Annotated in this window: 1 protein-coding gene (only partly in view); it reads left to right on the forward strand. The window is 67.2% G+C overall.

The genetic code is table 11. The features are described 5' to 3' along the window. Positions 1-24,854, forward strand: partial view of a LuxR C-terminal-related transcriptional regulator gene (locus tag K7711_RS36720; protein WP_222975674.1) — the 5' portion only. It continues 20,998 nt past the right edge of the window; only the first 24,854 of its 45,852 coding nucleotides appear in the window; its start codon is at positions 1-3; its stop codon lies beyond the right edge, outside the window.

Consider the following 24,854-nt stretch of genomic DNA (forward strand, 5'->3'; position numbering starts at 1 on the left):
ATGACTTTGCGATTGCCACCGTGGCTGCCTGCGCCTGTGGTAGCGATCGCGGCCGGGCATTTTCCCGAGGCCCGGGAAGACGGGATGCGTCGCGACGCCGACCGGTTGTCGGATGCCGCCGAGTGGTGCCGCGAACGAGCAGAGTACTTCGACCACAAAGCCGACAACCGGCACCAGATCATTCGCGGCGCGGCGGGCGACAAGCTCGAGGAGCAGTTTCGCGACCTGGCGAAGAAGTTTCGTGCGCAGGCCGACCACAACGACATCCAGGCCGAGCACCTGTACGAGGGCGCCAACGGCTTCGAGGTGCAGAAGTGGACGGTCATCGGATTCCTGGTGATCCTGGCGTGGACGCTGGCGCACGCCGTGATCATGTTCGCCGCCGGCGGCGCGATCGAGGGCTACCTCGCCGAGATGCAAACCAGAACGGCGCTGCAGATCGCATCTCGCAAACTGCTGGAATACCTTGCCGGGCAAGGTGCCAAGGCGGCAGCCGAACGCGGCGTCCTGGTCCTGGCCGGTAAAGCGGCGGCCATCGGAGCGATCCAGGGCGGCGGCATCAACCTGGCGGTGCAGGCAAAACAGGTCCTCTACGACCAGCGCAAGTCGGTGGACTGGAAGACCGTGGGTATCACGGCGGCCGCGGGCGGCGTCGGCGGCGGCGTCGGCGCGGCGGCGGGCAAGGTGATCGGCGACCGCTGGATAATCCCGAGAACACTCGCCCACGCCGAACAGGCCACCAGCGCCGCCGGACGAGTGTTCTTCCAGGTCGGTGGCACGGTGTTCGTCGGAACGGTCGGCGGGTTCGTCGGCGGGATCGCCGGGGCCGGAGTGTCGGTCGCGGCGTCGGGTGAGAAATTCACCGTCAAGGCCTTCACCGAAGGGCTCCTGCCCGCGGTCACCGGCGGATTTCTGGGGGCCGCCGCCCACGGGTTGGCCGGTCTTCGCGCCGGGGCACCGGTACCGGCCGCCACCTCCGGGGCGTCGGTCGACTCCGGCGCGCCGGGCAACGCGGCACGCGGCATGCAGGCGCTCAGGGACGCACTGGACGCGCACGGCATCGTCCCCGCCGGCGACGCACCGAAGTCTCGCCAACAACAACTCAACGACCTGCTCTCCGCACTGCTCCAGGAGCCCGAGCACAACTCCACCGATTGGCAGCCGAATCTGGGCTTCGCACTGCCCGACAACGTCAATCCGGTGAAGCCGGTCTCGTTCGCGCCGGACACCACTCCCGCGCCGACGGCGGCACGCGACCAGCAGGCGGGCGCCGCACAGGTACCGGACCACAGCCCATCGCCAGCTCGAACCGGTGCCCAACCGGGCGACGCCCCAGGCAGCCCGTCGGGCGAACTCACCCCGCGCCCGGCCGGGAAACTGCACGCTCGCCTGCTCCAGCGGATCGCCGAGAACGAGTCACCCGAGTTCGTCGCCAAGCCGCACAAGCTCACCAACCAGGTGTCCACGGACCTCAACGCGTTGCCCGGCGACGACGCCATGACCGCACCACCCCACATCACCAAGGCGGACAAACCCACCGGCCCGGTAGCAGAGCCGAACACGCTGTCCGGCAAGGATTTCAACGGTGCCGCACCACGGCCCGACACCGATCCGACGCTGACCGGCGCCGACGACTCCGGCTCGCCAAACGCATCAGCGGACCTCGAACCGGCCCCGGCAGGACCCCGCGCCGCCGACGACGCCCCGCGATCGCCCGTAACGGCCGAAGACGAAGCCGCGGTTCGGGATCCGGCACAAAACGATGTGGAAGGCACATCGAAGCAACCGGACCCGACAGCGAAGGCAACCGACGACGCCGATGCGCCACCGGCTGCCGACGCCGACGATGCGGCGCCCACCGCCGCGACCGACAAGTCCGCCGAACCGCCGAAGGAGCCGGGCACGCCATCGGACACAGCGCGCGGCGATACCGCGGTCGCGGACCCCGCCGACGCGGCGGCGAAGGCGGCTGCGGCGAAACCATCGAGCAAGCTACCGACTGCGGAGGAAAACTCTTCGGACACAGCACAATCGGAGAAATCGGCGACGGCGAAGGCACCGGAGCCGACCGGCACGACGCAGGCGGCGCCGCGCGGGCTGGTCTCGGCCGGGGAGACCAGCCCGCCACCGAAGCAGCCGACCACCAAACCGGAGCCGGAGAATACCTCGGTCACCGCACCGGCCGCCACGAAGTCGGATGCGGAGTCCGCGTCGAAACCAGCCGATCAGGCACCCGAGAGCGCCGAAACATCCTCGAAGCCAAAGTCTTCCGAGGAGGCCGGTAAGTCCGCGGAGCAGAACGGCGCACCGAAGACCGACGGTGAGACCACCGACGATTCCGGCACGCCGCCGGACGCCACGCCGGAAGCCGAACCCGCTCCCGCACAGGATGAATCGGATAAGACCAGCACCACGCCCGAACAGGACGCACCCGCGGATATAGCCGACCTCGCGAAGCAATACAAGGCCGAGACCGACGCCACCCTCCACGATTACGAGGCGACGGACTGGAGCACGGTGTCACCGGAGGGGCTGGACTGGATGCTTCACCAGGGCACCGCACGCGAGGCGGTGATGGCCGTGATCGAGATGATCCGCCGCGGCGATCCCAAGGGCAGGGTGCTGCGGTGGACGCAGGTGATGGCCATCCTGGTCGCCCGCGACGGCGGTGTGGGCAATATGCAGGCCGGTGAGGGTAAGACCCTGGTGTTCCTGGGCGCGGCGGCATTGAAGGCCGCGCGCGGGGGCCTGCCCAAGGTGATCATCGACCACGCCGGCCAGTCGAAGACGATCAACACCCGCGCCCCGGTGAAGGTGATCACCACTCGGGACGTCCTCGCCAACGAAGCCTTCGACGAGTACCAGACAATTCTGGGCAAGTTCGGATTCGACATCGTGCGCATGAACCCCGACCACTCCTATGACGCACCGGCCGACGGGAAACCGACCATCTACATCGGCACCATGAACGACGCCGGCTTCGGCGAACTACGCGGCAACATCGCACCCGCCCGAATAAACGGCGTCGACGAGATCGATGAGGCCCTCGTCCACGCCGACACCACCTTCATCCTCTCCGAAGGCTCCGGCAACCCCGCCGGCGCCGAGGTCGAAGCACAGGTCACCGACGCCCATGCCTTCCTCGGCGACGCCATGAAGGCCGGACTGCTGACGGAATTCGATTTCGGTCGCGATCCCGGTCAGATCGGTGGCGGCACCGCACTGACCGACACCGGCCGCGCCAAGATCGAAGACATCCTCGGCCGGCCGCTCACCGACGAGGAAAGCCACCGGTTGACCATGGCCGCCACCGCCGAATGGGAATACATCGAAGACGACCACTACGTGGTGTGGCACCATCCCGAACTCGGCCCGGAATTCCTCACCGACTCCGAGGGAAATATCGTGACCACCGATGCCGGGGAACCCGTACGCAATCCGGCCTCGCACAAGATCTACATCATCGACCAAACTTCCCATAAGGTGATGTTCGACGCCGAAACCTCCACCGAAAGCCGCTGGAACGGCGGCCTGGCGCAAGCCATGGAGGCCAAACACGGTATCCAGATCCGGGATGACCCCGCCAGTTCCGCCTCGGTTACCGCAGGAAAACTGTTCTCCTCGGAGAAGAGCGACGAGCTGTTCGGTTTCTCCGGCACCGCGGACGGCGTCGCCGATGAACTGGCGGAAAATCACGGTGTCAAGCGCGTGGTCGACATTCCGCGCTTCAAAGAATCGCAATTGGTACGCGTCGACGACCACCACGCCATCGGCCAGGAGGGAGTGATTTCCCATCAGGACGCGAAACTCCTGGCCATGGCCCACGTCATCGCCGAAGGCCAACCCGAGGGCAATCCGATACTGGCCATCTGCAACCGCAACAGCGAACCCGCCAAACTCTCGAAACTCCTCGGCGACCTCGGGGTGGAACACGTTGTCGTGGACGCGAAATTCTTTCTCCGCCACGGCGTCCACGCCGAAGCCGAACTACAGAAGATCATCGCCGAAGCCGGAAAGGAGGGCAAAGTCCTCGTCATCAACCGGCAAGGCGGACGAGGCGTCGACATCCCCGTCGATCCGGGGATCAAAGGCGGCCTGCGGGTCCTGATCTCCGGCCGTTCCGCCGAATCCCGCGCCGTGGACATCCAAGCCGAAAATCGCACCGCCCGCGGCGGTGGCGAAGGCAGCGTCCAATACTTCACCGCACCCGACGACGCCCTCTACGCGAACACCCCCCAGGCCCAGATTGCCATCATCCGTAGCGTCCAGCACGAAAACGCGGTCAACGCACACCGAGACGCACTCGCCGAACATGCCGCGGCACCGACCAAAGAAACCCAATCGAAACTGCACAGGGCCACCAACAAACTCGCGGCCTCCCAGAAGAATCTCGACGAGGCCGTCGACGACATCCGGTCGATCACCCACAAGCTGCAGCCCCTCGGCGTCCGCAAGGCGGGCACCTACGACCCCGCCACCGCCCACCTCCCCAACTCACCGCCTACCGCGGACCCCGCCGCCAATGCGCACACCCCTGGGCAACCCGGGCACCCACCCCCGGTCCGCACCGACGGCGGAACTCCCGCCACCAACCCGGGCGACCCGAATACCGGACAGCCACAACAGTTTCCGGTGTCGGCAGGTTCGGCAGCAGGGACATCCGCGAGCGACGTGACCGCGACCGGGCAGCCGTCGTCGAGCGCCGCGGCCGGACAGCCGGTCCACGCTTCCGTCGCACAGACGACCGACATGAGCGCAGCGCTGACGCAAGCCCAACAGGGCCACCCGGCGGCCGTCCGGACACTGGTGAATACCAGTTGGCCGACCACTCTCCAGCAGGTGACCACCACACTGGGCTGGAACCCCACCGCCGGCACCCCCGCACAGCCGGTTCAGCAGCTGGCACACGCGCTCGCCTTCGCCGGGCTCCGCAGCGCGGAACTCGAGCGGTGGGCGGTGCCCGCCGACACGGACCTCGCCGACTGGCTGCACCAGAAGACCGACGATGCGCTGCTCGACGGCTTGGGCCGACTGAACGATGCCGAGCGTCATCTCGTCCAGGCCGCGCTGCACGCGCAGCCGCGTGATCTCACGCCGGATCAGATCGACGTGCTGCAGCGGCTCACACAGACAGTGCACGCGCAACATCGCCCCGACGACACGATCGCCGGACCGCCCGAGCCGACGGGGGCGCTCGCGAGCGCACCGCAGCCGACCTCACCAGGTACCGCCGGGCCGAGCGTTTCCCTCGTACCAGCCGATTCCGGCGAACCGGCCGCGCCCGCTGCCGCGGCGGCGCCATCCGGTCCGAGCCAGGCGACCGATGCTCAGTTTCCATTCGATCTTATTGCAGCACAGAGGCATTCGACCAAAGCGTCGAAGATGGATCAGGGCGTCACACTGGATCTGAAGGCGCTGCAACGCGGAGTTGTGGCCGCCTACATTGCCCTGGAGGGGGTCTCGGAATCCGATCCCGTCGTCGCGGCCCTCGCCCTGGCTCCCCTCGCGGTGTTCGGGCGGCTGGTCGATCGGCTCCACCCGAGCCAGCGCGAGGCCCTGCGGCAACGATTCCGCCAAGGGTTGTCGGAAGAGCAGACGGCGTACATCCACAACGCGCGCGTCACCACCGGAATGCGTTGGCACGCTACAGGTGTGCGGACCCTCGCCGCCGGCGCGCTGCGCCGCATCGCTCGATCGATCGCCGCGGAACACGGGATTCCCGCAACACCCGCCGAACTCACCGCCGACGAACTCGCCGTCCTCGAACTGACGGCGCAGGGCTTGTCCCGGGCGGTGATCTCACAGCGTCTGAGCCTGCCGCGGCGGACCGTGACGCTCACCGCCAGGCAGGCCGCGGAAAAACTGAACGTACCCAACCGGGCTGCATCGGTGGCCGAGGCAGCACGCCGTGGAGACCTCGACATCACCGCCTTCCCCACGTTGAAACAGTCAGCGACAGAACGCTTTTCCGGAAACCACACCAACGTGCTGACCCTCACCGCGAAAGGTCTGACCCAGAAGTCCGTCGCGGAAATCCTGTCCATGCCGGCCGCGGAGCTGCAGAGTCACTTCGACGACATCGCAGGCAGGCTCGGCAACCCCGCACCCGCATGCCTCGTGGCGGCCGGGATTCGAGAGGGTCTGGTCGACGTGAACGGTCCGGGGTGGTCCAACCGCGACGGCACCGGGGATCGCACCGCCACAGTCGAATCCCCTTCGGGCCCAGGGTCTGTCGTCACCGCCGTCCACCCCGGCGGCAGGCCGGCGCCCCTGGGTCCCGCCGCGCTCGACGAGTGGCCGGTAGACACCTCGACACTGTCCCAGGCACAGGCGGGCGACAAGTCCGCCTCGCTGGCGCTGGACCGCCGGTACAGTCGCGCCGGGGTTCGACGGGTGCTGGCGCTGCTGGGCTGGGACCCGGCGCGCGGCGCACCGCCCACGCAGATCGCACGACTGGCACACGCGATCCACTTCGGCGTCCTGGCTTTCGCCCGAGACAACCGCTGGCCCGTCCCCGCGGGCCAGGACATCGGCGACTGGATGTTCGCCGTAGCTCAGGACACCCTGCTCGACAATCTCAATCACCTGGGCACCGCCGACCGCCAACTCGTCTCGGCCGCGATCGGAGGATCGCACCACGGCGAGAACCTCGACGACGACCAGACCGCCGCGATCGAACGTCTCGCGACGGCGGCACATCGCCGGTCCCGTGGCGAGGACTCCACCGGGCCGAGCGCCCGGACCGACGTCGCCGCGGCGCCTTCGCCGACACCGGCACAACCGACTGCCACCTCCAGAGCACCCGCTGCGGGACTGGATGAGGCGTTCGACGAGCCCGGCGTCGCCAAACCGGTCGGCCAGTTCGACCCCGCCCTCGTAACAGCGATCAACCCCGACAACCCCATCGGCTCGCACACCGCCGTCGGCGGCAAAGCCCAAAGCCCATCCAGCAACACAGTACCGGTGAGCAAGCGCGCGAACGCAGAGGACGACGCTGGAGGAGAGTCCCGACAGCAGACACTCGGCGAACCGCCACGGCCCGCCACGTTCACCTCCGTCAACGCGTGGCTCGCGGCCTATCGCGGCTTCCTCGGGTACACCCAGAGTCGGTTCGGGGGGTCGGCGCTCAACAAGTCGTCCGTGTCGCTCATCGAGAGCGGTAGCAAGAACCCGAGTGCAGGAACGGTACGGGACCTGATCACGGCCAACGGCGTTCCGAACGCAATTGCCCGTGAAGCCCTGCAACTGTTCTATGCCGGTGAGGCACTCGCAGCGTTCGATCCCGACGGGGGATCCCGGCCCGACCCTGGCGACTTCGATCCTGCGGACCCATACGCTGCGAACAGATGGCTAGCGGCCCTGCGCCGCTACCTCGGTGTCTCCCAGGCACAGTTCGCGGGGCGGCTCGATGGGACAACGGTCGGGGGCATCGAGCGCGAGACCAAGAAGGCGACCGCGACGATCGTCCGCGAGGTCTGTTCGGCGAACAACATTCCAGACGCCCTCGCGCGCACGGCGTTGCTTCGATTCTTCGATGGCGAGGGACTCGCCCGGTTCGATCCCGACGGGAGATTCAGGCCCCACCCTGCGGATTTCGACACCGACGACCCTTATGCGGTGAACAAATGGCTCGCCAGAATGCGAAGCTACCTCGGCATCACCTTGAACGAATTCGCCGGACCGGTCAACCCGGTGCAGGTGAAACACTTCGAACGAGAGCGACGTAACCCGAGGGCAAGCACCCTCCGAGACCTCTGCGCCGCCAACGGCATTCCGGACGATATCGCCCGCGAAGCCCTCCGCCGATTCTACGACGGCGAAGGATTGGCTTGGTACGACCCCGACGGTGAATATCTGCCCCGACCGACGGCTTTCGATCCCGCCGAGCCCTACGCAGTAAACCTGTGGTTGACCAATCTTCGCCGCTATCTCGGCATCTTCCAAGCGGATTTCGCAGGCCCGTTCAGCAATGTGACGATACGTTCGATCGAAAATCTCGCGATCAATCCGACAGCGGCAACAATACGAGACCTGTGCTCCGCCAACGGTATCCCAATCGATACCGCCTGTGAGGCCATCGTCTGGTTCTACGACCGTGAAGGACTGGCCTGGTACGACCCCGACGGCGTGTACCCGCCGCGGCCCGCCGACTTCGAGACTGTGAACGCATGGCTGTTCGAGTGGCGCCGCTATCTCGGCCGCAGCCAGGAGAAGTTCTCCGGTCGGCTCAGCACGGGGGCCCTGAAGCACACCGAGCGCGGCCGTACGGTGCGGCCACGGTTGTCGTCGCTGCGAATGCTGCGGGATGCCAACGGGATTCCACAGCATCTGATCGTCGCTGCCATCGAGCGCTTCTACCGGCACGAGGGCGTGGACGAAGCCGACTCCGACGAGCAGGCTTTGTTCTGGCGCTACATCGCCACGCCGGTCGGATCACCAGAAGAAACCGCCGCCCGGGACGAAATCTTCGCGCGGTACGCCTGGGTGCCCAACGCCGTGATGCGGAAGGTGGGAAGGACCGGCGATGACCGTGACGAACTCACGCAGCAATGCCGGATCGAAATCCTGTCGGCGATCGCCAACCACTCTCCCGCCGGTGCGTTTACGCCGCATGCCTGGGCCACTGCCGTGTGGGCTGTCGTTTCGGCTCGGTACGAGGCGGCGTATCCGGGCTTGAACCGTTCGGAACGCGCGCTGGTCGTCAAGGTCCATCGTGAGCTGGGTATTCAGGCGCCCGCACTGCAATTGGACGAGGATCGGGTGCCCGCCACCGCAATTGCCGAAGCACTCGGCGTCTCCGTTGCCGACGTCGAGTGGGCGCGTCAAATCTTGGCCGGAGGATCGTCGGGGCTCAATCGCTCGGTAGTCGACGATGGCAGCACTCTCGATGACGTCGTAGGTGATGAGACCGCAGCATCCCCATTCGCCGATATTGAACTCGAGGAAGCGGTTCGCGCCGGCCTGGCCGACTTCCCGGACCCGGGCAAGGCGTGGAATCTGGTAGTGCTGCATCTTATCGAGGGCAATCCGCTCGACGATGTTGCCGACCATCTGAACATGTCGTTGGACGTCGCCGAGGAACTCCGCGAGCGCATCACCACGGTGCTGCAGACCGCACTCACGGCTCCCCGCAGCCGCACAGCCGAGCCGGAACCGCCCGAACCGGATGGACGGTTGCTGCTTCACAGCGGACTGAGACGGCTCTTCGACCATGCTCAGCGAGAATTGGAGAAGTTGGCCGCGGTGACCGCACCTTTGCGCGATGCCGTGCCGATTTCGCCGGAGGAGACACTCGACAGGGCAGTTGAACGTTTTGAAAGCGCGATAATCACCGCCCAGAACGCCGGTGTCCCCACCTCGCACCTCACGACTTTCGAATGGGCGGTGCAGGAGTACCGGGAGGCATACAACCAGATCGACAAGCGCGATCGAGAGGCAATCAGGCGGATGCGTGCTGCCCTCCATCACGCGCAGCAACGGAATCATCGAACCGACACCGTTGCCCGACCCGGGCCCCGGCGGCGCACCGACTGCGTCGGCAGGGTGGCGTTGCTGGTCAACGACTACTACGACGCCATCGCCGGCGTGCTGCGAACAATGTCGGTGCCCGAGGACACGCTCGATCACGGTGCCCCGGGCACGGTGTTGTCCTGGCTGGCACAGGCCCACCGTGATGACTTCGGCAACGGCGAAGACGGTCTGCGCGCAATAGCACGCAGACTCGCGGACCGCGGTTCCGGCCGAGGCATGATCATCGAAGAGGTCTACAGTGACGGCCGGACCGGCCATGCGCTGTTCGCGGTCAATCACGGTGACACGGTCTGGCTGTTCGATCCCGAAGAGCCAGACAGCCCTCCGGTCGAGCTCCACCCGGACCGCCTCACCGTGTCCGACGAGATCGCTTACTACCGAGGTATCGAACTCAACGCATCCGGGCGTGCGGTCAACCCGATCAAGACCGAGCCCGACGAGATCGACGACAGCGGGTCCACCTTGCGGCGCGGCGCCCCGGCCACGCTCTACGGCAACGCCCCGTCCGCCCTGGTCGCGGCGTCGACGGTGGGAGGTCCAGCCGATTCAGAGACCGGGCAGCCGGGCGACTTCGAGCAGACCGGCGCCCACCCCACACCGACCGTGGAGCTTTCACCCCCCCAGCTCGAGGTGCTCGATCTGGCGGTACAAGGACTGACATTCGACCGTATCGCGGACAGGATGGGGGTCAGCCGATACGTCATGCGGACGCACCTGGCTCGCGCTGGGAAGAAGCTCGGCGCCAAGGGACTGCTCGCGACAGTGGTGGCGGCCCTGAACCAGGGCCTGCTCGACATCGGTTCCCCCGACCTCATGCAACCTCTGACGAACTCGGCCGCTCACGGGACCTTGTCTCCCCGCGAATACGAGGTGCTCGAACAGGCAGCACAAGGACTGTCGAACAAAGCCATCGGGAAGCGGCTGGGCATCGCAGAGGACACCGTCGACGAGTACTTGCAGGAAGCGGGCCGAAAACTCGGCGCGCGCAGCCGGGTTCGCATTGTTGTTCAGGCGATGCTTCAGCGAGTGCTCGGCCGGGCGGGCCATGTCGAGCTGTCGGAAGGCGAGGTACATGTCGTCCAGCTCGTCGCGGACGGTGTGTCGGAGGCGTCCCTGGGGGCCGTACTGGGCATGCCGCCGGATCAGGTCAATCAGCTACTCGCCCAGCTGAATTCCAGGATCGCGACCGCGGACAGTGTTCGCACGACAACGACAGCGCACCCGCCGCCATGGCGAATCCAGCTGTCTCCCACACAGATCCGAACGCTCCACGTGTTGGTGGAAGGTCTGCCCGACCCGGCGCCCGGCGGCACATCGGCCCTGCCACCGAATATGTTGCGGGAGTTCCGCACTCACCTCGCGAACCGGCCCACCAAGAAACTGAGTGGCAGGGAACGGGAAGTACTGGGCCTGATCGCCTCGGGCCGGTCGCCCAACGGTATCGCCGACAGGCTCGGCGTGCCGGTGAGTTCGGTGCGCGGCTACATCGCTCACGCGGAAGTGAAGCTCCACACCGGCGGACTGATCCCCACGGTGCTCGCGGCAGTGCGCGCGGGGGAACTGGACGATAACGGCGACACCACGAACCAGGTCCAGCTGTCACCACTGGAGCGGCGTGTCCTGCGCATGGTGGCCGATGGCCACACCAACCAGGCCATCGGAGCCGTGGTCGGGCAGCGGTGGGCAAAGCCCCTCCTGACGCGGCTGTACGCGAAATTCGGCGTCGAGGACAAGATGGGTCTGGCACTGGCGGCTCAACGTCACGACCTGCTCACCGAGAAGAGGCTGCTGGAGTGCATCGGCCAGGTCTCCGAAGCGGCTGCCGCGCTCGGCCTCGCGAACGCCGCCAAACCCGAACCGGGACAGAACAATCCGCGTCACCTCCAGGCCGCCCTCACGCCCGGCTCCGCCACCACCGAGCAGGCCATCACCACCCAGCTCGTCACGACTCATCTCGGTCCCAACCCCAAGGACCCGCTCGCCCACGTCATCGCCGACGTGAAGAACATGAAAGGCGGCGCCGACACCGCCGTCATCCTCCTCGACGACGGCACCGCGATGCACGCCTACCTCGTGACCAACGCCGACGGCCGCAAGGGCGGCACCGTCGTCATCTTCGACACCAACATCACCGACCCCGCCGACCCGCACCAGAACCCCAACGACCCCGACCGCATCCCGCGCGTCCGCACCCACGCCGCATGGACGCAGTCCTACCCTCGCGACAGAATCACAGCGGCGTACGTCGCCCTCCTGAAATCCGACGACGGCGACCTCTCCGCGCTCCACCCGCCCGACCCTGATCAGGCGCCCCCGCGCGACGGCGCGATCCGAGGACGCCCGGGTGACCAGCCTCGACACTCCCGATCCGACGACGAACCCACGGCGCCGAACGTCGAGGACACACCCGCGCCGGGCACAGCGACCCCCGAAACACGCACGGGCACCGACCCCCGTCTGCTGTGGGCGCAGCCAACGGCCGAGGCTCCGGCAGCACCTGCCTCACCGAACGCACCGAACGCACCGAACGCACCGAACGCACCGAACGCACCGAGTATCGCAGCGAACGCCGACGACACGTCGACGCCCGCCACACGCGATGTGCCCGACCCCCGGCTCCTGCCATGGACACAGACGCCGGCCGCGCCCGAGGTATCGGCTGCACCCGAGGTATCGGCTGCACCCGACGCGCCAGCCCCGGAGTTCGCTTGGCCCGCAGCACCTTCGGTGCCAGAGCCCACCAACGGCCAACCCGCACAACATGTTCAGCCGCAGCAATGGCCCGAAGCCCAGCAAGAACCGAGCCGGACGCCGCCCTGGATGAAGCTGCCGAAGCCGCCCGGGAATCGACTGCAGGAATCCGCCCACGGCGCCGGCTGGACCGATGTCGGCGTGGGGCACTCCACGAACGAGGACGAGTTCGCGATCGCGGAAGCCGTCGTCGACGGTGAGCCGGTGACCCTCGCCGCGGTATGCGACGGCGTATCTCATCTGGCGCGCAGCGATGTCGCCGCGAAGGTGGCATCGCAGGCGGCGTGCGCTGTCCTGCATCAGGCGGCGGCAGTCGCCGCGAACGGCGGGCGGTGGAATCCGGCAGAGGTCGTGAAGGATGCGCTCGAGGCAGCCCGGGCCGCGGTTCTCGAACTGATCCGGACGGAATTCGAAGGCTGCGAAATCCCGCCCGCATGCACGATCGTCGTGACGCTGGTAACGCCCACACAGATCGTCGCGGAATCATTGGGCGATGCTCGGGCGTACTGGATCCCGCTCGACGACGCCCCGCCGGTGCGGCTGACCGTGGACGACTCGTACGCCCGGAAATACATCGAGGACGCCGAGCGCAGGGGCGAGCACCTCAGCGACGAGGAGGCCGAGTCGATGCCGTTCGCCTCGACCATCACTCGTGGTCTGGGCCCCGACGGGGTGTGGGCCGAACCATGGCAGGAACCCGACCCCGAGCCGTACACGCCGACCGGCAACGGCGTCGTGGTCCTGGTCAGCGACGGCGCCCTGAAGAACGTCTCCGACGAAATGCTCGCCGACGCCGTCAGACAGCCCCTGAAACAATCCCGCGGCAACCGGCTCGCGGCGGCGCACGCGGTGATTCAGAACGCCATCGCCGTTGCGCGGGGAAGGAACAAGGGAACGGACAACATCACGGCAGTCGTGCTGGAAGGTCCTGCGAGAGCGTCGAATTCCGCACAACCGGCGACCACCGAGGTCGATCGCGACGAGCCCGCCACCGCTCCCGCGCAGCCGGGCACACCCGAACCGTCGAGGTCGAACGACCCGCGGCTCGGGACGTCGCCGTGGCACCCCTACCGCGCCCCGCAGCAGAACCGTCCGACGGGTCTGAGGAGCCAGGACCTGTGGTTCCATCACAGGGACGGCAACGACGAATCCGGCCCGCAGCTCTGGGACGAACCCCGGCCAGAGAACACGATGCCGAAGCCTTGGAAGGGCCGCAAACCCGCCGCCGGAACGCCGAACGCTCCGTCGGCGCCGGATGCCGCCGAAACCCCCACTCCGGCGCTCGACGGCGCCGGGTGGTCGCCGGAGGCGCAAGCTGCGCTGGCGCGCAATGCCACCCGCCTCGAACGGTACGAGTCGGTCGGTGAGGTCGCCCGCACCTTGCGGGCCAGCGCCCGGCCCGGCCTGGGGGCCGTCGTGGTGGATCCGACCGGCCGAACGCGACAGCTCGTCTGGGACGGACGCAATGTCGTCGTGGTGCCGGACGCGGATTCCGAGGATGGGCTCCTGCATCCGTACGAGCCGGATCCAGCCGCGGACCAGCCGGTGCAGGTCCTGATCGTCGCACCGGCCGACGAGTCGGAGTGGCAGCTCGCCGAGGAGGCCGTGCAGCAACTGCTCGCGCCACTCGGCCCCACCCTGTTCTGGCCGACGCTCGATCACGAAGGCGGCGAGACTGCCGGTGCGGAGGGATCGGTTCGGCAGCCGCGCGCAGAACTCGATCCCGGCCGGTTCGCCAGCGCTCGTGACCGTGCCGCGGCCGCGTTGCAGTCCGAACGACTGAGAGCCCGCGGGTTGCTCGGCAACGTATCCGGCAGCGCGTTGCGGAACGAGCAGTGGTCGGCGTTGGCGAAGGTGTATCCCTCGGAGGTGTCCGCGGCTCCCGAAGCCCCCGGATGGGCCAGGCGGCTCGCCGGTGAAACCTGGAGTGACCGATACGGATTCGAAGACGGTCCTGCCCCGGGAAATGATTTCCTTGCGACGTTGGCGGCGGCGGCCGCCCTCGGTTGCCCCATCCACTCGAAGGCCTACGGCCCGGACTCGAGTAGGGGCATCCATGCCTACGTCGACTCTTTCGGCGTACTCCGGTACCAGATCGCGGTCGGCGACGAGACTCCCTCGGGTCGGGAAATGTTCCGCGACATGATGTCCGCGATCGGCCGCCACGCCACCGCCATTCATGAGCCCTGGAGTGCGGACGCCGGGTTCGCCGACAATCTCGACAGCCTCAATGCCGGAATCCAGAGCGGTCTGACGCCCCAGGACGCGGCCCTGCGCACCTTCACCGGCCAGCTGGCCGAAGAGTACGGCTACGACCGTGTGACGGTCACAACCCCGGAAGGTCAGGCTTCCGGGGAGTACACCCGCGTCGACGTCGTATTCGCCAAACCGCTCACCGACCCGGACGCCCCGACACTGCACAACATCCCGGTCCTGCCGCCGAGCCCCGACGCCCCGCCCACGGATCGGCCGGACACCGAATCACCCGTCGACAACGGCGATCGGGATGCGGCATCCGCAACGCACAGCACCACACAACGAGACCGCGCCACATCCCCCGGCGACGGCACGCGCCCGGTACTCGGGGCCGACAGCACCGCGCCGCAACCGAACTCACCTGTCGGGTCGTCTTCCGCCGACGGCGACCAGCCGGGCGCGCACCCCGGCACCCGCGATGTCCGGCCTCGCGCGGACTCCGTCCCCGACGCCTCCACCGAGCGGAGCGCAGTGACCGGCCGAGCCCGGCCGATGCCCAACCTGTTCGTCGCACCCGCACGGCACCCGAACCGCAGCAATACCTGCGCCGACGACTCGGTAGCGGTTCTGGTCGACGAGTTCGAGGTCGCGTCCGCCGAGAAGTTCACCGACACCACGCCGACGTCCGGCCGCACGGGTGTCGAACTCGAGCAGCACTCCGGCGGCCGCCTGCGCCGCGTCGACTCCCGCGACGAGCTCGCCCGCCGGCTGCTGAGCTCCCGTGACGACGCGGCCATGGCGGTCGTCGTCGACCACTACGCCACCGCCGACGCCGACGGAATCGGTGCACACGCCTACCTCCTCGCTGTCCGCGACGGCATCGTCCAGGTCTGGGATTCCAGCGAAAATGGCTGGCGTCCATACATATTCGACGAGGCCGAGACCGGCGTCGCCAAACGGTCCGCGATCGTGTTCCAGAACAACGGTGGCAGACTCGTACCCGAGCAACCCCTCGCCGAGCACCCCAGCGATCCCGACGCGCTCCCGGAACACGGAATCGGCCGCACCCCGAAACACGGAGACGACGACCCCGACGACAGATCCCCGGGTCCGGATCAGCAGCAGCCGTCACGCCGAGCAGACAGCCCCGGCGGCACGACGGCACACGAGCCGATCGAACAGGACGATGTCCTCGTCCCGGCCCTGTCGCACACCGCCGTTCTCGAAGCGGCGGCACTCCGGATATCCGCGCGCGTCACCCATGCCGACGGATTGCGTGACCCGCAGCTCGGCGCCGCGGTCGCGCACGGCATCGCCGACGCCGTCGAGCAGCTGGCCGCCCATGCGGCGACGGCGCCGATCCACCGCATCGAAATCTCGCAGACCCCGACCCACGAGCCCTTCCGGGTGGAGTGGAATCACGCCGAGAATCGAATCGAGCGGATCGTCATCGATGCGCGGGCCCTCTCGAACGAGACCTGGCTGCGCAATAACATCGGAAAGTCCTTCGGGCCCAGACAATCCCGGACTGCCGATACTCGGCAGCTCGCACGACTGCTGGTCCTCGGCGCGGTGGCCGACCGGCTCGACGAGGTGAGCCTGGGCGCTGTTCGGCTGCTCCCCGACGGCGAAACCCCCACCCCGGGCGCCAAGGCGCTGCGACGCGCATTCGCCCAGGTGATCGGCGACCCGGACCGCAGCGGGCCGCAGGAGCGGGCGATCGTCGATCGGCTGCACCGGCTCGTCGCCGACCCCTGGGCGGCGGCGGGGCCGCTGCAGATCGCGGCGATGCTGTCGACGCATTACGGCGTGGGCTTCCCCAGCCTCGAGGAGGTGCCCAGCGAAGAGATCGTGCGCGAGTACGCCCGCGCCATCCACGACGCCGCATCGGTGAGCAGAACGGCCCTGCCCAAGACCGTCAGCCACGACAACCTGGCGCCGAATACGCTCGGCCAGACGATCGCGGCCCGGCACGCGACGACGGTGCTGCTCAACGGAACCTATGCGACGGACCCGCAATCGGCGCAGACGATGGCACAGCACGGTGTCGTCTCCGGCGAGATCCCCGCATGGGCGCTGCACCGGTTCGAGTACTACCTCACCCTGTACGGGCTGGGCAATGCGCTGGTCGCGGCGCACGAGGGACGAGCCCTCGCGCAGGCGGAACCCGTTCTGCGGCAACACTTCCGAGAATCGGTTGCGCACCTGCGCGAGGCCGACGATTTTCCCGAGAACGACTTTCGCGCCTGGCTGCGCAGCCAGTTGCTGCCCGCCGCGCTGGACGACGCGGGCAATCTCGTTCCGGAGACGGCGCTGCCACACGCCTTCGCCGCGGTTGCCCGGGACCACGGCCGGCACGCCTCCGCCGCGGAACGGGTGCTGGCGGATCTCGCTCGTAACCCCGCGGCCGCCCGACCCGGTACAGCCCGGCGGGGCGTCGAAGCCCTGCAAGAGCTCCACATCTATCGAGTGGGCACCGTTCACCTCCTCGAGCAGGTCGTCGGCACACCCGAGACGGTGGCTTCGGCCCTGTACGCGCGCAACTTCCGCGCACCCGGTGAGGAAACCGGCATCGTCATGTCGGACGAGATCGCCGAGGCACTGGTGCAGCGGGCCCTGGCCGAATCCTCCGTCGCCGGTGCGGGCCAGTCCAGCCGGGCCCTCGTCGTGGGCGCCGAGGAATCGCCGTTCATCGTTCTCATCCCCGGTCCGACAACGGACGACCTCGACCTGAGCCTCGGGACGCAGACCGAGATTCTCACCTACCTCGGGCAGAACCACATCGGGCACATCACCGAGCTGCTGGCTTCCGTCCACGGCGTCGAGTTGCCCGATGGGCGGGTCATCGGTCCCGAGCGGCCGATCCTGATCATGCGCCGGGTGTCCGATCCTCCGCTGACCGCGATCCCGGGTGGTATCGAACGGCACCGCGACACCGTCATCTCGGCCTTGACACGATTCCACCGGACCACAGGCGACTTGCCGGACAGCGAATTCCGGCGACGGTTCATCCCCCCGGGAGTTCCCGACGGCGATACCGGCGCGCTGCTCCGGTACCTGATCAACCGAAAGCGCGAGCACCTGAGTCAGGCCTATCGCGATGGTTTCGAGCCCGTCTTCCGGGCCCTGGGCTTCACCGGCGACCCGTTCGCCGAGCTGGAGCGCAAGTCGTGGAACATGCCCAAGCCCGTCACGAAGTTCGTGTGGGTGCACGGTGACCCGCACCCGGGCAATTTCCACGTGGCCGAGACCGACGATGCGGCGGATACCAGAACCACCCTTCTCGACCTGGAGGGAGCCTTCGTCGGCGACGAGGATTACGACTGGGCCTTCCTCGAGCGCATGACCGAGCCCGGTTATGCGCCACGGGAGGGAGTGCACAACGTCGATATCTGGCTCGAACTCCTGCAACTCGAACGTGTCATCAATGTGGTTCTGCGCCAGGCGCCGCAGGTGGCGGCAGGGGAAATCACATTCGAGGAATCCCGGCTCAACGCGGTGGGATTCCAGCGCGCCCTACGGGCCACACAATCGGACCTGCTGAACGATCCCGAATGGTCGCAGACCGAATTCGTCGACAGCATCGTGCGCCTGGCGCCGTACGCCGGCGAATCGCTGTCCTCCGACGCATCCGGGCGGGCGGCAGCCGGCGATCGGCCGCACCCCGGACGCGGCCTGCCCGCACCCGACGACCTCCCGCTCACCACGCACGACCTCCCGCTCACCACGCACGAACGCCGGCTCGTCCACAGTGCGCTGTCCCGGCTGCCGGAGTATCTGGGCGCCGGCGCCGACCTGCTGTCACTGTTCGCCGAGGTGCCGCGCGACGGCGATGTCGTCTCGCGCTCGCGTGACCGTGCTACTCGCAACGGCCGCTGGTGGCAGGCCCTTTCCGCCGATGAGCAGGCGGCCGTGGTCAAGGCGTACCCGCATCACATCGGCAATGCCGACGGCGTCGATTACACCTCGAGGGATATCGCCAACCGGCTGTTCCTCGAACGAGTACTGGACGACCGACTCGCCGAGCACTGGCGGCTGCCCGCTTTCACCGAAACGGCGCGTGCGGCGATCCGCGCGGTCCGGGACCAGTTGCGCGAAGTGGAATCGGCGGCGCGGCAGCTGCCCGGATCGCCGCCGGTGCAGCTGATCGCCTGGGAGCCTGCACGATACGGCGACAACGGCAGGCTGTCCGTGTCGATCGGCAATGCCGACACCGCGTCGAACGTGACCCGTCACATCGGCGGCAACGGCACCACGCAGACGTCGCTGTTGTACCGAAGCAGGTTCGCGCACAATCAGTTCGCCGAGACCGCGCGCAAGGCCCCCGGCGATACGGTCGCGGCGATCGTCGACATCTCGTACCACCATCCGGTTCACCGGGGCGAGGCCGTCCGTTCCGATTTCGCCCAGGTGGGCGGCTACGTGGTGGCGCGAGATATCGCCGCCTACAACGCAACTCGCGCACTGCGGGCCACCCGTCCCGACGGCGCTCCCCCGCCACGACTGCGCACCGTGACCGGGCACAGCTACGGGTCTGTCACGCTGTGTCACGCCGGTGCCGGCGGGCGGCTGGCCGGTGAGCTGGATCAGGTGATCATCACGGGCTCGCCGGGGCTGCCGATACCTGCGCGGGAGTTCGGCATCGGTCCGAACGTCTACGTCGGAATCGCGCCGGGGGATCTGGTCGCCCAACTCGGCAGCCTCACCCCGGGTCGGCGCGGGCGGCGCAGTCGGCGCGGCCGACTGTTCGTCAGAAGCCTGGGCCTGCATCCCGCGCTGGACACCGGCGTCATCCACTTCGACGCCACGATGCCGGAGTTCACCGGCAACGCGGCCAAGCACCAGGGCTACTACTCCTACACCGACGACGAGCAGCGGACGCCGACCACTCCGCTGGACAACATCACCTGGATCACCGCCGGCCGACCGGACCTGATCGAGCACATCGACCCGCAACCGCCGGTGGGCACGCCCACTGTCCTGCAGACCGCGGCCGCCGAGTTCCTGATCGGGCGCGGCGACCGGTCCGGGGTCGGATCGCCGGACGAGATCCCAGCGACCGAGCCGGTCAACCACTGTGTGCCGCAATCCGTCGGCGACCTCAGAGCACACCAGGGCGACGTGGCCGATCCGGTCGTCCTCGATCCGGCCCGAGTCGACGGCGTGTCCTGGAAAGAACTGCGACAGTGGAACACCTTCCGTGGCGGGACACCCGAGCAGTTCCACAGCGACAACCGCTCCACCGGGCAGGGCAAGCTGATCGAAGGCATGATCGCCCAGGCCGAAGGCAGCCCCGCGGGAACGAAGGTCACCGCGCTGCTGCTCGAAGAACGCGTCACCGCCGACGAACACGGCAACACACGGCGCGCCACCGACGAACACGGCGTCGGCGGACACGCCTACACCCTCACCTACGTCGGCAAGAACGTTGCCGGACAACCACAGTTCGAGATCAACGACCACACCGTCACCTACCTCGGCATCGAAGACGGACTCGAATGGTTCCGCACCGAGACCGGCCACAAGGTATCGCTCGCCGAACTTGCGGGCAGCACACGCGCGGAGACCGGCGCGCTGTGGGCGATCACCTACCGCCGCACCCCCGACATGGCACGCGGCGAACTCGTGCGGAACCTCGGCGATCCGACACCACCACCCGACAACCTCCGGTTCGGCGCGAGCTCCCGCCCGGACCGCGACACCAGCACCGATGCGAGCCAAGGCCCCTCGGCACAGGGACCACCGGCGGCCACCGCGGCCGACGGCTCCAGCCATAACCCGCGCACCACACGCGACGCGGCACAAGCCGACACATCTGCGCGGCCGACGCCGTGGCAAGCCAAGCAAGGCCGGCTACCGACCGGCGCGACGACGCCGTGGAACGCCTCGGCACGGGGCGCCGGAAATACCGCGCCGAAGCCTGCCGAGCCCGGGTGGCGGGTGCGCCGGATACCACGCGAGCTCGGGCTCGGAAGTTATCTGTACAACAAGCCGCAGGCCAGGGCGGCCGCTGTTGCGGTGCTGGACCGGCTGGAGGAACTGCTGCGCGGGCTGCATCCGGACGCGTCGGACGAGCAGATCCGCGCTGCCTTCGACGCTCGCGAAACCATCCGGTGGGGCGGCATGGTCAAGGATTCGGTGCCACTCGACGAGCTGCGGCGCGACGGCACTCTGCGCGAGATCATGTCGGCGGTCCTCAACGCGCTGATCCGTAATGCGGAACTGACCCACACCCGAGCCGGAACAACCCTCGACGAGGGTATTGCCAAGCTGATGAACCTGCCGGACGCGGAATGGCAACGGCCGGACGGGGAAGCGCATCGCAGAACAGAAGCGCTACGCCTGAATTTCGCCGCCTTGGCAGCCGTCCGGGAATCGGTTATGGCGGCGCACCCGGGTGAACCGATCACGGCCGCAGATCTTCGCCAGGTGGAACATACCCGCGCGCACACCCCGGTCGCGGATGCGGTGTTCGCGGAATACGCGCTGCGCAAGGACGCATTGCTGGACCGGGCGGCCGAGGAGCAGGAGCGCCGCAGCCTCACGCTGTACGAGTACCAGTTGCTGGGCATGCCGGTATCGGTGCGCGAATTGGAGGCGATATCCGATGAACTCGATGTCCTGAGCATCAGTCGGCTCGACCCCGACCGGGAACTCCCCCGCACCGAAGACCGCCATATCGATGCCCGCGAGCTCGAGACACAATTGCGTGCCGAAGACCCCGAGGTCCGATACGTCATCCCGCTCTACGTCTACGACGAAAACGGCGAGCGGATGCGTGCCGAGAACGGTGACTACCTCGTGAACGGCGTCCAGGTCTACCGCAACGCGGGCAAGGTATCCCCGGCCGATGCATTCCAGCTCGACCCCGACCGGTACGCGGTACCACTTCCCTGGGTACAAGCCACGGCACTGGTGCAATTCGATCCCGAAAACGAATGGTTCGCAAAGTATGCCGTGCAGGACGGCAACCCGCTGGTATCGGCCTATTCCGGCACTGCGGCCCGAATATTGGCGCGGATCGGATGGATGTCGGTTCCCGGCCTGTCGGAAGAGGACATCCTCGCCGCAACAGCAGCTTTCATGATCCCGCATCAGCATTCCGTGTTGGAATTCGTGCAGGGGCTGCGCATGCAGGGCATCGCACTGGTGGACGAGTCGCTGTTCGCCGGCCCGCGGGTCGATCCGGACGACCTTTTCGACGCCGTCGCCACGAAATTCGGCTTCGCCGAATCTCCTTCCGGGCACCGGCCCGAGCCGCCGGTCGGAAAATTTGCGCCGCCGCAGGAAGCGCGGGCCGACGCCGACCGCGGGGACCCGAGGCGCGGATCGGTCCCCGATCCGGCGACCACCGGCCGCCCTGCAAACAAGGGCACAGCGCCACAGGCGGATCCGGCTCGGGCGGGCGGACCCGACAGCGGTGCCGAAGCTTCCGGCCACATAGAGCTGTCGGAGCTCGAAACCCATGTCATACGGATGGTGGCGTCCGGCAGGACCAACAAGGCGATCGGGAATGTGATCGGGCAGCGCCGGGTGCGGCCGCTACTTCGCACGCTGTTCCGCAAGTTCGGCGTCAGCAGCAAGGTCGGCCTGGCGGAGGCGGCGCAGCGCCACGGGCTCCTCGACGACACCCGCTCGGATTCGGAGTTCGAGAGGGATATCAAGCAGGCGATCGCCGCCGAGTTGTTCGACACCTACGGGATAGCGGTGCTGGGGCTGGACAAGCCGGGAATCACCTTCGAGACGGCTCTCGCCGTAAAGTATGCGATCGTCGACGAAATAGACGAAGTACTGGGACTGAGCAGATTGGAGGTATCAAAGGATACCCGCCTCGCCGTCCGGAAAGCGATCATAGATGAACTCCCCGACGGTTTGCCGATCCGGTTCGATGCACTGGTGATCGCACCACTGAAAGAGCACGTTTATGCCTGCGTGACAAGGTCTAACCAGACCCCTGAACGCTGCATGTTCCTCAACGAGAAGTACTTCGGCGATGCCGAATATTTCCAATACGCGAAGAGCCTCGATACGGAAGCGCCGGCCGGGGGGAGCCCGTGGACCGTGTCACAGACCGGAGTTCCGGCTTATGACGTCGTCCGACACGAAATGAGTCACCTCCGGGACCCGGGCATCCGGAAACCGGTCGTCAGCGAACAACTGAAGACAGCTGTTCGAAAATTCGGCGAATCACCGGAGCCCGATAATTTCAATAGTTTGTACGAGCGACTCGCCGAATTGCGCCGCAAGGGTGAACTTACTCCGGATACTCGATTCAACAGGAGGGCGGATTACAGCGATGATTCACACGCAAAAGCCTTCTTCTATCTGGTCACATATTTCGACGCATTGCGGGACCTGTACCCCCCGTTTGCCGATACTCGATTCAACGACTGGCTGAAAAAACTTGTCGACTACAGCCGCGCCCCGAAGGATCGGAATGATACGGATAACCTGTACCGAGCCTTCAACATATGGCTGAGCGACTTCAGCGGACAGGAGGATGCATTCAAGGCATGGGTACGGCGATTCAAGGTTCCGAGCATCGAGGTCGAAGTCGACGGAAAGACCCAGCGAAAAGTCGACGGAAATAAACTCTTCCGAGCGTGGAGAAAGCAACTCGATGCGGAAAGCCTGGAGCGGATAACATCAGGGGAAGAATTCCGCCTGGCGGGCCCGACGCTGCCCGCACTGGGCGATCTGGCCGTTTTCAACGTGGCGGAGGCATTGGCCGAGGGGAACCAAGCCCTCGGAGACAGCGATCCTGGCGACTTCACCCACCCGGCTTATGCGCTTCAAGCATTCTTCCGGGGTGTCCCGGTCGTGCAGGTGTGGCGAGAGGCCGCCGATCGTGGCATCGTCGCGACCACCCGCGCGAACAACCTCGGACCGATCCCGGCGCCGTCCGGCTTCCGGGCCAGTATGGCGTCGAACGGTACGGCGAGCTCGCTGGCTCGGATGTTGCGGCACATGGATGCCGAAACCCGATGGGCATATACGCCACCGGCACTGAGGTACACCGACCAGGACGGTCAGCAGCGTTCCGCTTGGGATGAACTCACCCGGCTGGAGAGTGAACAGCGAGCCCACATGCTGGGCGCCGACCACGACAGCCACGAGGCAGGCGACGGCGAGTTCGCCGAATGGGGCCGAGACCACTCCGATGAACTGGACCAGCAGATCCAGCGGGTGGGCGAGTTGGTCTGGCAACGAACAGCGCTCCTGCACGAAATTCGCGACATATTGGTGGCACAGCGTGGTTTTGCCGCACTGCTGGGCCTCACCGAGTGGACCGCCGCAGGCGCCGCTCCGGCATATCTGGACGTGGTCACCGTCCGTGCGCGGGCAATGGAAGCACTGTCTCGACACGACCTCGACGGCCGGGAACGCGACCGACTGTCGGCACTACTGGAACTCATCACCGGGGTGATGCCACAGTGCGCGGTCATCGACGCCGATTTGATGCAGGCACATACGGCAGCGGAGGAACTGGCCGCAAATGAAATTGCCGCGCGTGGGGACGGGTACCCGGTGGGCACGACCGCACGGTTCGTCGGCGACGGCCGGATAGAACTATTCACACCTTACGGCCGCCCGGCCGGCCTGGGAGACGCGCTGCGGAACGTGGAGCAATCCGGCATACCAGTGATCACACGGCGGGTACGGGTCGACCTGGCCGGTCGGATACTGCTCGAGGGCGTACCGGAAGCGGTGCGCACATCGACCGCGCAACGCCTGGACCGCTGGTGGCAGTTGTCCGGCCCTATCGACGAGCAGTCCAGCCGGGTGCGCGCGGCGAACGAGCCCGGTGAGCAGTCGGAAGCCACGCAACAGGGTCCATGGCAGCGCACCACCTCGATGACAGAACAACGTGCGGACCGCCCGGACTGGGGCGCTCGAATCGCTGCTGTCATGGACCAGCTCACAAAATACGGTGAGAGAGCGCGCGGCTCGTTGATTACGAAGCCGGACCCGAACCAGATGTCCCCGTGGGAGGAGAAGCGCCCACGCCACGAACTGTACGCCCTGGAAATGTATGCGGACGCCGTACGCACCGTCTGCATACAGGCGGCGGCCGACGCGGCACTCCAGTGGCTGGAACAGCTGCCCGGACGCCGGATCGGACGCTGGGCCCGGCTCGACGGCAAGACGCTCACGGTACTGTCGCCATTCGCCGATCCTGAGCATTTCTTCACCGCGGACGCACTGAACACGTTGTCGCAGTCCGGCATTCACGTGGATTACCGGCACATTCGAGTCGACGCCGACGGCCACGTATCGACCACCGCCGTCGGTCCCGCCCGCCACACGCAGGACGCGGATCCCGCAACGGCCGACGGCACGGCCGCGCCGGTCGCCCGCGAACTGATCGACGAGAT

The organism is Nocardia coffeae (assembly GCF_019890715.1).
Classification (GTDB): Bacteria; Actinomycetota; Actinomycetes; order Mycobacteriales; family Mycobacteriaceae; genus Nocardia; species Nocardia jiangxiensis.